The sequence below is a fragment of the Agaribacillus sp. DX54 genome, assembly GCF_056858335.1.
Map to the genome: position 1 here is coordinate 133,852 of NZ_JBXEQE010000016.1, position 11,641 is coordinate 145,492.

5 protein-coding genes are annotated in these 11,641 nt (G+C 40.6%); all 5 read left to right on the top strand.

Annotated elements, in window-relative coordinates; genetic code table 11:
• Positions 1–464: 464 nt before the first annotated feature.
• Positions 465–1,169, top strand: coding sequence for a winged helix-turn-helix domain-containing protein (locus AC04NP_RS17530; protein ID WP_482861158.1), 705 nt, complete (start codon positions 465–467; stop codon positions 1,167–1,169).
• Between the two features lie 14 nt (positions 1,170–1,183).
• Entirely contained in the window at positions 1,184–2,650 is a 1,467-nt protein-coding gene (locus AC04NP_RS17535) for a sensor histidine kinase (RefSeq protein ID WP_482861159.1), read from the top strand.
• Between the two features lie 504 nt (positions 2,651–3,154).
• Positions 3,155–6,811, top strand: a complete 3,657-nt coding sequence (locus AC04NP_RS17540; protein ID WP_482861160.1) for a two-component regulator propeller domain-containing protein — start codon at positions 3,155–3,157, stop codon at positions 6,809–6,811.
• Between the two features lie 126 nt (positions 6,812–6,937).
• The gene (locus tag AC04NP_RS17545; protein ID WP_482861161.1) at positions 6,938–8,113 is read left to right on the top strand and encodes an ATP-binding protein; all 1,176 of its coding nucleotides are present in this window, start codon (positions 6,938–6,940) and stop codon (positions 8,111–8,113) included.
• Between the two features lie 170 nt (positions 8,114–8,283).
• A complete protein-coding gene (locus AC04NP_RS17550; protein ID WP_482861162.1) occupies positions 8,284–11,523 on the top strand; it encodes a tetratricopeptide repeat protein in 3,240 nt (1,079 codons plus the stop codon).
• The last annotated feature ends 118 nt before the right edge of the window (positions 11,524–11,641 follow it).

The following is an 11,641-nucleotide window of genomic DNA, read 5'->3' on the forward strand; positions in this document are numbered from 1 at the left end:
GTACAGGCTATTTACCTGGAGTCAATACGAATAATACCTTGTGCCGGTAGGTTTTGAATGAGGTTATGTTGCCAAATGTCAGGAAGCTTACAAACGGTTATATAAAAAACCCTTTTCTTCGGAACAATGTAAGGATCAAATGATGTTGATTTAAATAGTTACATAGCTTCAAAAGCTAATTTATTGTTTGGGTGAAAAGGGGTTTCTCTGAAATCCCTTTTTTTTATAACCCCTTAGTGCCTCTTTGTGTCTTGGTGCCTCCGTGGTGAAAAATGGTTAACCACAAAGACACGGAGGCACAAAGAGACACTGAGAATTGGGATAATTTTAGTGATTTGTCGGCTACCCTACAAAATCTTATCGAACCTGCCGTTTTAATTGCGTATAATAATGTTAAGATTCCAGCATGAATCTGTGATACTTTCGTGATACTTAACCCGTAAATTTGATTCAAAATGTTTAAGATGAAGAAGATCTTGGTCATAGAAGACGATCAAAACATCGGTGAATTATTAAATATTCATTTGCATGACAATCTCTTCCATCCGACGATCGTGAATAATGGCTATGAGGGGTTTAAAATAGCGTCGACCGGGAATTTTGATCTGATCATTCTTGATTTAATGCTCCCCGATATGAATGGCCTGGAGATTTGCCGCCAGCTCAGGGCTATGCGAAAGCTTACACCGATATTGATGCTGACTGCCAAAAGTGAAGAAATAGATAAGGTGCTGGGCCTGGAGTCAGGCGCTGATGATTATCTTACCAAGCCTTTTAGTATCAGGGAATTGATAGCTAGGGTAAAGGCCATCTTCAGAAGAATGGAATCAATGAGTGACCCAATGTCAGATGAAGAGGATCAGCAACTGCAGTTTACCAACCTTTCCATCGATCTTACCAAAAGGACAGTGACCATTGATGAGCAGCGGGTGGATCTGACACCCAAGGAATTTGAGTTGTTGGTTCTGTTGGCTAAAAACCCCGGCAGAACTTACAGCCGCGCCAGCATTCTTAACAAAGTCTGGGGCTATGAATTTTCCGGGTATGACCATACTGTAAATTCTCATATCAACCGCTTGCGTGCAAAAATAGAGTCCGACCTGTCAAATCCGAGATTTGTTTTAACCTCTTGGGGTGTGGGATATCGCTTTGCGGATGATATATATTAATAGCCTTTTCGCCCATGAAAAATCGAATATTCAGTAGCCTGTATTGGAGAATTTCTGCCGTATTTCTTCTCATTCTCATATTGCTAAGCAGCATTTTTATTTACATTTCTGTGCAATCAGCCAGTAAATATTCACAGGAAGTCAATCAAAGGCTGAATGGCCATATTGCCGCCCACATTGAGAAAGAGGTAGGACCTTTTCTCGACGGAGGGATCAGCGAGGAAAAAGTAGGTGACATTATGCATGCCATGATGGCCGTTAACCCGAGCATTGAAGTATATCTGCTCAATACAAAAGGGGAAATCCTCAAATATGTGGCTCCTTATAAAAAAGTAAAATTATCCAGGGTTTCTCTGGAGCCGATCATCGATTTTATTAACAGCAATGGTGAATTATTCATTCTGGGCGATGACCCCAGAAATCCTGGCAGGCAGAAGGTATTTTCGGCTACCAGGGTAATGGAAAACGAGGTATTGCTGGGCTATGTGTACGTAGTACTGGCCAGCGAGGAGTACGAAACTACCAGCCAAATGTTGTTTGACAGCTATATTCTGCAGTTAGGGACGTCATCCATGGTGATTGCTTTGGTGGCGGCAGCAATTGTGGGGCTACTGGCTATCCGGATCATTACGAAAAACCTTAACAGGGTGATTCAAATTGTCAACCGGTTTAAAAACGGGGACTATAGCGCCCGGATTAATCTAAAGTCAGGGGGTGAATTAAAAATGCTGAGTGAAACCTTCAATGAAATGGCAGATACCACTGTAAAAAATATCGAAGGGCTAAAGGGGTTGGAAAGACTGCGAAGGGAGCTGCTGGCCAACGTATCTCATGACCTGAGAACACCCATAACCTCCATCTATGGATACGCTGAAACTTTACTTTTGAAGAACAAAGAAAATAACTCCGATGAGCAGCAGCGCTACCTTAATATCATCCTGCAAAACACAGAAAAACTCAAAAATCTTGTAGACGAGTTGTTTGAGTTTTCAAAGCTGGAAGCAAAACAGGTCAAGCTTAATCCGGAACCATTCTCCATCGTAGAGTTGGTACAGGATGTAACTGCTAAATACAAAATCCTTGCTGACAAGAAAAACATAGCCATTGCCACAATTCTGCCTGATGATTTACCCCTTATATACGCTGATATTGCTCTGGTAGACCGTGCCATTCAAAACCTGGTTGACAATGCGATAAAATATACCAAGGAAGGTGGCAAGATCAGTTTTGAATTCAGAAAAGTTGAGAATGCTGTTCAGGTAAACATCAAAGATACCGGCTGTGGCATACCCGAGGATGATCTTCCCTTGATTTTTGATCGTTATCATAAAGGTACTAATAACAAAGAGGCGTCGATAGGCTTTGGCCTCGGTCTGGCAATTGTCAAGAAAATCATGGAACTCCACCACTCCATTATTTCCGTTAAAAGCAAGATAAATGAAGGCACTACCTTTTCTTTTAACCTGCCTCTCTACACTTAGTTGTTGTGGTGGGAAGAAAAGTTTATTGCCCGTATAAAAAAGTAAGGTTTCGGAAAAATTTTCATCAAAATCCCGGTTTTTATCCGATAAGTTACTGTTCGAAAGTCTCGATCCGATCCGTTTAGATGCAATAACTGCCAAAGGATTCGGAAATACTCAGCGTATAATTTTACTTATATTAAATATTATATTTCAAATAATAAAGGGCTTTTACCGGCTTTTTACCTATATGTCAAGTAGCTTAAAATCTTAAAGTTACCCCTGGCATTTTATAGCTTTTTGTCTGATCATTTTAACCGGTTATTATCGATTTTGTCAGGAGACTCATTTTGAAAAATGATAGCAAAGTGGGAAGTTTCTCCCACTTTGGGATTACAAATCCAACTTGGGAAACGACAAGGTTTAAATAGTAGTCAAACATTACCTGGCAAGGGAAAGCCAAAGTTGCTCCCGGAAAACAAGTAGTAAACGATTATCTTTCATCTTTTTTAAAAACAGAGGAAGTTGAGATTAACATTTGGCCGGACATATACCTTTTTTTTGATTTTGCTGACCTTAAACTCCTATGGTCAGCAAGGTAATTTAAATTTCAAAAGTCTTACTCTGGACGATGGGCTGTCCCAAAGTACAATCAATTGTATTTTACAGGACAGAAAAGGATTTATTTGGATCGGCACCAGGGGAGGACTCAACCGTTATGATGGTACTTCTTTCAGGGTTTTTTTACATAACCCTTCAGACTCGACCTCTATTTCCAACAACATCATTTATTCCCTGTACGAAGATAAAAACGGACTAATCTGGGTAGGTACACAAGAGGGTTTAAGCATTTTCGATCATTCCACCCAGGCTTTTACGGTATTTAAGAAAAGCAGCCCGCCAGGGAAAGGTCTTAGTCACAATACCGTGAAATCAATTACCGGGGATTCTGAAGGCAATTACTGGATAGCCACCAACGGTGGGGGCCTTAATAAGATTACCCTGAAAGAGGGGAGCGGATTATTCATGCAAAGGGCTGAGATTACGCATTACAGGCATAAAGCCGGGCATGAACAAAGTCTGGGTAGCGACTATCTGACTGCGGTGTTGTACGATAGAAATGGTTTTCTTTGGGTAGGAACCCGCGAAAATGGACTGAATAAATTTGATCCGAAAACAAGTTTTACCCTGCATTACCGGCAAGAGGAAAAATACGGTATCTCAGATAACAGAGTCAACACTTTGTACCAGGACAGGCAAGGTGACGTATGGGTAGGAACCCAGGATGGCCTTACCAGAATCAGGGCAAAAACCACCGCCAAAGGGTTTCGCAAAAACGAACGCATATACCGCTACCTGCATAATGAAAAGTATCGACATTCCATCAGTAATAACTCTGTGTTGAGCATCGTACAAGGGGCATCCGGGCTGATCTGGATTGGCACCGAAGGAGGAGGGTTGAACAAATTCGACAAAAGGAACGGGCTATTCACCCATTATAAAAACGATGTAAACAACCCGAATTCCATGATCAGCAATAATGTTCGTTGCATTTACGACGATGTGGTAGGCATGTTATGGGTAGGAACCAATGCCGGAATCAGCCAGTTGGGTAGCCAGAGAAAAAGGTTTAAGACCTACCAGCGTGACGGATTGAGTGCCAATACGCTGAGCAGTAATTACGTGCAGGCGCTTTACAAAGAAAGAAATGGTATTACCTGGATAGGTACGGCAGATGGTGGCCTTAACCGGTTTAATACAAGAACAGGCAGGATCACACATTACACAACCTCCGGCATTTATGACTCCGGTGTAAAGAGAGTGGTAAAAAAACCAGGATCTTCTAAAAAGAAGAAGAAAAGAAGAAGAAAAAAGAAAAAGACTGCTGAAAAACCATTTATCCCTCCCAAAAACCTGAGTGATATGCGGGTGCTGGCCATTCACCGTGATGTACGCAATACACTTTGGGTAGGCACCGGGGGTGGTGGACTCAACAAGCTGGATTTGAGAACAGAGCGGTTTGAACACTATAAGGCGAATATAGCAAATCCCGACAGTTTGAGTCATAACACCATCGGGGTAATCTTTGAAGACAGAAAGGGAATAATCTGGTTAGGTACCGAAGGAGGTGGGTTGAACAGGTTTAACCGCAAAAAGTTCAAAAGATACCTGAGAGAGCCAGACAACCCGAATAGCCTGACGAGCAACGACATACGGGCCATTGCACAGGATAAAAGCGGGAAGCTGTGGCTGGGTACGTACGGTGGAGGGTTGAATGTATTTGATCCCAGGAAAGAAGAATTTAAGGCATTTTTAAAGCAAAAAGGCAAACAAAAGGGTTTGAGCAGTAACATTGTATTTTGCCTGCGCTTCGATAAGACCGGGGTTCTCTGGATAGGAACCAGTGGGGGCTTAAACAAATACGATAATGAAAAAGACCAGTTTACGGCATACTCGACCAACGATGGACTACCCAACAATTTAATTTACGGCATACTGGACGATGGCAAGGGTAATCTTTGGTTAAGCACCAACAAAGGACTGTCGAGGTTTAACATTAAAACGGAGGAGTTCAACAACTATGATAGAAAAGATGGCTTACAAAGCAATGAGTTTATCCCCGGGGCATTTTCCAAGAGTAAAAACGGGGAGATGCTGTTTGGAGGGATCAATGGTTACAATAGCTTTTACCCGGCAAGTGTAAAGGACAATCAGCATATACCCCGGGTAGTTATCACTGATTTTAAAATATTTAATAAACCGGTAACTTTTCAGACTGAGGACTCCCCTTTAAACAAAGATATTTCAGAAACCACGGAAATAACCCTGACCCATAAACATGCGGTCTTTTCCTTTGATTTTGTGGCACTGAATTTTACCAATGCGGAAAAAAACAGGTATGCTTACAAAATGGAGAATTTTGATCCGGATTGGAACTATATCGGAAACAGAACCTATGCCAATTACACCAACCTGGCACCGGGTGAATATGTATTCAGGGTCAAAGCTTCCAACAACGATGGTATATGGAACGAAGAAGGTACCTCTATTAAAATCAGAATCCTTCCCCCTTTTTGGGGGACATGGTGGTTCAAAGTATTAATATTTTTCATATTTCTGTTTCTGGGTTTTTTGCTTTACAAGTTAAGGGTTAAAAGAATTGAATATAAAAAAGAGATGTTGGAAAAAGAGGTAGCTGTTCGCACAGCGCAGGTGGTAAGCCAACGTGATGAACTGGACAAAAGAAGAAAAACCCTGGAAAAACAGAAAAAGGAAATAGAGAAACAAAATCACCTGCTGGCCGAAAAGACCGAAGAAATCCTTACCCAAAGAAACAATATCGAAGAAAAAAACAAGCAATTGGAAAAGGCATGGGATGAAGTTTTAAAGGCTAATAATGAATTAAAAAAAGTCAATACCAGTTTGGAGGAAAAAGTGGAGGAAAGAACTTCAAAACTCCGGGATGCCATCAAAGAACTGGTCAAATCAAATCAGGAGTTGGACACATTCCTATACCGGGCCTCACACGATCTGAAGGGCCCAATTACCCGCTTGTTGGGGTTAACTCAATTGGCCAAGCTCGATAATAACAACAGCCAAGAAATCGATTACATCGATATCATCGAAATGTCCTCGATTGACATGAACAAAACATTGAACAAGCTGATTCACATACATTCCATAAATACCCAACCGGTTAATAACGATACGGTGGATATCAAAGCGCTGTTTGACAAAATTATCAAACCTTATGAGATACAGATCAAAGAATCCAAAATTAAAATTGAGCTGAATTTTCAGATGGCCCATTCCGTTGTATGTGATGAAAGCTTGCTGAAAATAATTATTGAAAACCTGCTGGAAAATGCTATCATCTTCAAAAGCGTTACCAAACCACGCATTATACTGAGCCTGGCTTCTGATAAGAACAAAATAGTGATGAAAATGGAAGACAATGGTTTGGGTATAGATAATGAGTATAAAAGTAAAATTTTCCAGATGTTTTTCAGAGGCTCTGAAATCTCTCAGGGCAACGGCCTTGGGCTATACCTGGTAAAAAAGGCAATCGACAAGCTGGGTGGTAAAATTGAAGTAGATAGTGAAGAAGGTAAATTTACCTCTTTCAGTGTATCCATTCCAAAACAGAAAGCCCTCTCCAAAGTTCCGGCCCATATTGTTTAATATCCGCAGATAATTGCGCTTCTGTCAATATATTCGGTTAAGTTTGTATTATTATTGATCTGTAGCCTACGTTTGAGCTGTGGGTATTGGTGAGCGGGTTGCTATTGGATATAATGGATAAAAACGATGAGATATAATATATTATATGTTGATGATGAGCGCAACAACATCATTGTTTTTAAAAACACTTTTTTCAGGCATTACAATATTTTTACGGCATTGTCAGGTGAAGAAGGCCTGGAAATTATCAAAAATAATGAAATTCACCTGGTCATAACCGACCAGAAAATGGCGGGGATGTCAGGGGTTGAATTTCTTGAAAATGTAGTGGAAAGCCACCCCGATACCATCCGTATGATTCTTACAGCCTTCAGCGACATTGATTTTATTATGCGGGCCATAAATACCTGTGGCATTTATCAGTACATTTTAAAGCCCTGGGATTCCCGTGAATTAAAAATTATCATTGACAATGCACTTGAAAGCTACGAGCTAAAGAGGAATAATGAGCGATTAATCAGGGACTTAAGAGATGCCAACGACCGCCTGGAAGAGAAAGTGAAGGAACGGACGGCCGCTCTGGATGAAAAAAATGAGATTTTAAAGAAGACCAATGAAATCAAAGACAAGCTGTTTACCATCATTTCCCACGATCTGAGAGTGCCAATGGCATCCTTAAAGGTGCTCATGGAAGTATTGGTACATGCTCAGGATAATATTTCAGGCGATGATTTTAAGCGTTATTCAGGTAAGGTTCAGACTTACATCCAAAATGTGATGGATTTGCTTGATAACCTGTTGAACTGGTCCCTGTCCCAACTCGGAAACAAAAAAACAGAGATCAAAGAGTTAGCGCTGCAACCGATTATTGAAAAAAATGTAAAACTCATCCAGATCGCTGCCCTCCGAAAAAACATTGATATCGAGGTAGCAGACATTGAAAAGGATTTTAAAGTCAAAGGTGATGTAAATATGCTGAATCTTATCTTTAGAAATCTGCTCAGCAATGCCATTAAATTTACCCCTGATAAAGGCTGTGTCAATTTGACAGTTGAAAAGGTGGATCGGTCAGCCAGAATCGGTATTGCCGATACAGGCATTGGTATCTCTGATGATCAGTTAACAAAATTATTTGAACCGGGTTATTTCAACACCAATCCGGGCACAGCCCATGAAAAAGGCACTGGTATCGGGTTAAAGCTGTGCAAGGAGTTTATTGAAAAGCAGAAAGGACAACTGGAAGTGCAAACCGGGGTCAACCGGGGATCAGTCTTTTATTTCACTTTACCTTTGGCCAATTAATCTAAAATTTCTTGAACATTTTGTTTTTTATAACCCAAAAAGGGTTATAATAGTGATTTATTATATAATTTTTAACCCGGTTACGGGATTAATTTGTTTACAATAAGTTAAATAATCCTTACATTTAAAATACTGTCAAAATCTAACAGGAGATAAATGGGTTTGGATAAATGAAATATATAATCCTTATCATGATTTTTTGCTCTTTGCAGGATTTGTCATTCAGCCAGCAGACTTACACCTATTTCGTTGATGGCTTCAGATTAAATCTTACCGAAGAACCCTGTGCCAGTCCCGAAGATACGATAAGGGTTAGCAGGTTGAGGGAAGATGCACAGAAAAACCTTTTCGCCAAAAACTATTCGGAATCCTTTGAGCTTGCCAGACAAGCCTGCAACCTATCCACCTCACTTAATCATAAATATGGTCTGGCGGAAAGCCTTTTGTTGATGGCCAGGATAAAATATCAGCAGGGGCTTGAAGTATCAGAATCTAAAAAAACACCCTTATATGCGCAATCACATGATTATTTTCTGGAGTCACTGAAGACATTTGAAAAATTAAAAGCCACAAAAAAAACGGCCGATGTTTGCCTGCAAATCGGCCTGTTGTACAAAGAGTGGGGGCAGTTTCATGAAAAGGCCATTAGCTATTTTAAGAGGTCACTGGAACTCAAAAAAGACATGGGAGACATGGCTGGTTGTGTTGAAATCCTCCATGAAATAAGCAACTCTTATACATTTCTTCAAAACCATGAACGGGCTATTACCTATCAGGTACAGCTACTGGAAATCTACCTGGAACAGAAAAATGACCGGGAAGCATTGGATGTCAGAAGAAATATATCGGAGAGTTACCATGAACTGAAAAAATTTGATGAGGCACTTGAGCAGGAACTAAAAATCCTGGATCTGAAAAAGAAGCTTAACGATTCCATTGGCGTAGTCAATTCCTATAACAATTTGGGATTTATTCACAAGCACCTGAAAAGATACAAAGATGCCCTCCACTATTTTGACAAATGCCTGAACCTGACGAGAAAATATAATACCACCAGGCAGGCGACCTTGATGGAGAAAACTGTTTTGATGAACAAAGGTATTATCTATCGCACCTTGCTTGACTATAAAAACTCCAATAAAAACTTTTATGAGGCGCTGTCTATTTGGGTAGCAAGAGGAAAGCCCGAAGAGATAGCCAATATTTACAATAAAATTGGCAAAAACTATATGGCCATGGGTGATTTGGAAAGTGCGAGGAATTCTTTTCGTCAGGCGCTAAGCACAGCCAAGGATTCCCAGAAAAATCAGTTTGTGGCCTATATCAACAAGGAATTGTCTGAAATCTACAAAAAGCTGGGAGACGATAAAAACGCCCTTGAGTGCTACCAGTCCTATGCCAGGGCAAATGATGCCTACCTGATGGAACAAAATAAAAAGCAGGAAGAGCTGTTGCAGCAACAATACAAAATCAATATTGCGGAAACTGACAAAAAACTGGCTATTGCCGAAAGGGAAATAAAAGAAATTGAACTGGAGAAAAAGAGAAATGAGAATGCCTTATTGAGAAGAGAGCGGGAACTGTTAAAGCAAAAGGAAGATCTTCAAAAAGCGCTGCTTCTTAATGAGCATGCTGAAAAGACCAAAGCCAGGCAGGAACTGATTATTCTGGAGCAGCAATATGAACTTGATAAGAAAAACAAAGATAATAAGCTCCTGCAGCAACGGGATAGTATTCGGTCGCTTGAGGTTGAAAAAATTGCCCTTGAAGAAAAACAGAAAGAGCAGCAACTGGCATTGCTAAAGGAAAAAGCCTATAATCAGCAATTGATTCTCGATGAACAAAGGGCCAGGGAAGGATTCTTTAATGGTATTTTTGCAGCCCTGGCTGTTATTGTTTTTCTTGCCCTTCGTAGTTACCTGGTCAAGAAAAAAGCGAATAAGATTCTGGCACGGCAGAACAAGGAAATTCAAACCCAGCGGGATCAACTTGAGCAGGCTTATTATAACCTGAAGCAATTGAGCGAGATTGGTAAAAACATTACCTCGAATCTTTCTATAGGCAGGATTATTGAAACCGTATTTCGGAATGTAAACCCATTAATGGATGCGTCGGTTTTTGGTGTGGGACTCTATAATGAGCAAACCAAGTCTCTGGAATTTCCCGGATTAAAGGAAAAGGGTGAGACGATTATCATGATATCCTATGACATCAGAGACAAAAGGCGGCTGGCTGTGAGATGCTTTGAAGACAAAAAAGCCATTTTTGTAAATGACTTTCAAAATGAGTTTAAGCAATATATTGAAGAGATTCCACCTTCTGTCACCGGCACCAGCTCTTCTTCTATCATCTATCTTCCACTGATTGTAAAGGAAAAAGCCATAGGGGTAATTACAGTACAAAGTTTTAAAAAGAATGCATATTCCGAATATCACCTCAACATACTACGGAACCTGGCGGTACATACGGCCATTGCCCTGGAAAATGCTGCCAACTACGGGCAGATCAAGGATAAAACCATTAAGTTGGAAAACACTTTAAAAGATCTGAAAGCGGCCCAGGCGCAGTTGATTCAATCCGAAAAAATGGCTTCTCTCGGACAACTAACTGCAGGTATCGCCCACGAAATCAATAACCCTATCAACTTTGTTTACGCCGGTATTGACGGTCTTAATACCTCACTGGATGCGTTGATGGAAATTCTTAATAAGTATGAAGAAATTGAAGGGTTTGAGAAGTTGGATAATATAGTAGATATTTTACAGGAAATCAACAGGTTAAAGGATAAACTTTATTTTGAAGAAACTAAAGAGTCTGTTCACGACCTTATCAATGCTATCCGCGATGGGGCGCAGCGAACAGCCGAGATTGTAGAAGGGTTACGGAATTTTTCCAGAATCAACGAAACCGAACTTAAAAAGGTCAATGTACACAAAGGGATAGAGAGTAGCCTGGTGCTATTGAACAGCAAAATAAATCAACACCAAATCACGGTAACAAAGACATATGATCCCAATGCCCCGGATATTAATTGTTATCCGGGTCAACTCAATCAGGTATTTATGAATCTGATCAGCAATGCGATAGAGGCCATTGAAGGAGGAGGGGAAATCAGGATTGCCTCCCGGAATTTAGAGGACTATATGGTTATCAGCATAAAGGACAACGGTGTAGGTATGAGCAAAGAAATGATGGATAAAATCTTCGATCCCTTTTTTACCACCAAAGATCTGGGCAAAGGTACCGGACTCGGGTTGTCTATTTCGTTTGGCATTATCGAAAAACATAAAGGCAGGCTTGAAGTGAAAAGTAAACCAGGGATGGGAAGCACCTTCAGCATTTATCTTCCCAAAAACCTGGAACGCAAGAAAAAAAGGCGCAAAGCCATGACGGTTGCCGTCAATGCCTAGAAGTGCCCGTGGGTGTTGCACAACGTTTTCGACAAAATTACTTTGTGTCTTGGTGCCTCCGTGGTGAAAAATGGTTAACCACAAAGGCACCAAGACACAGCCGTTTTCGTCTGTAAAA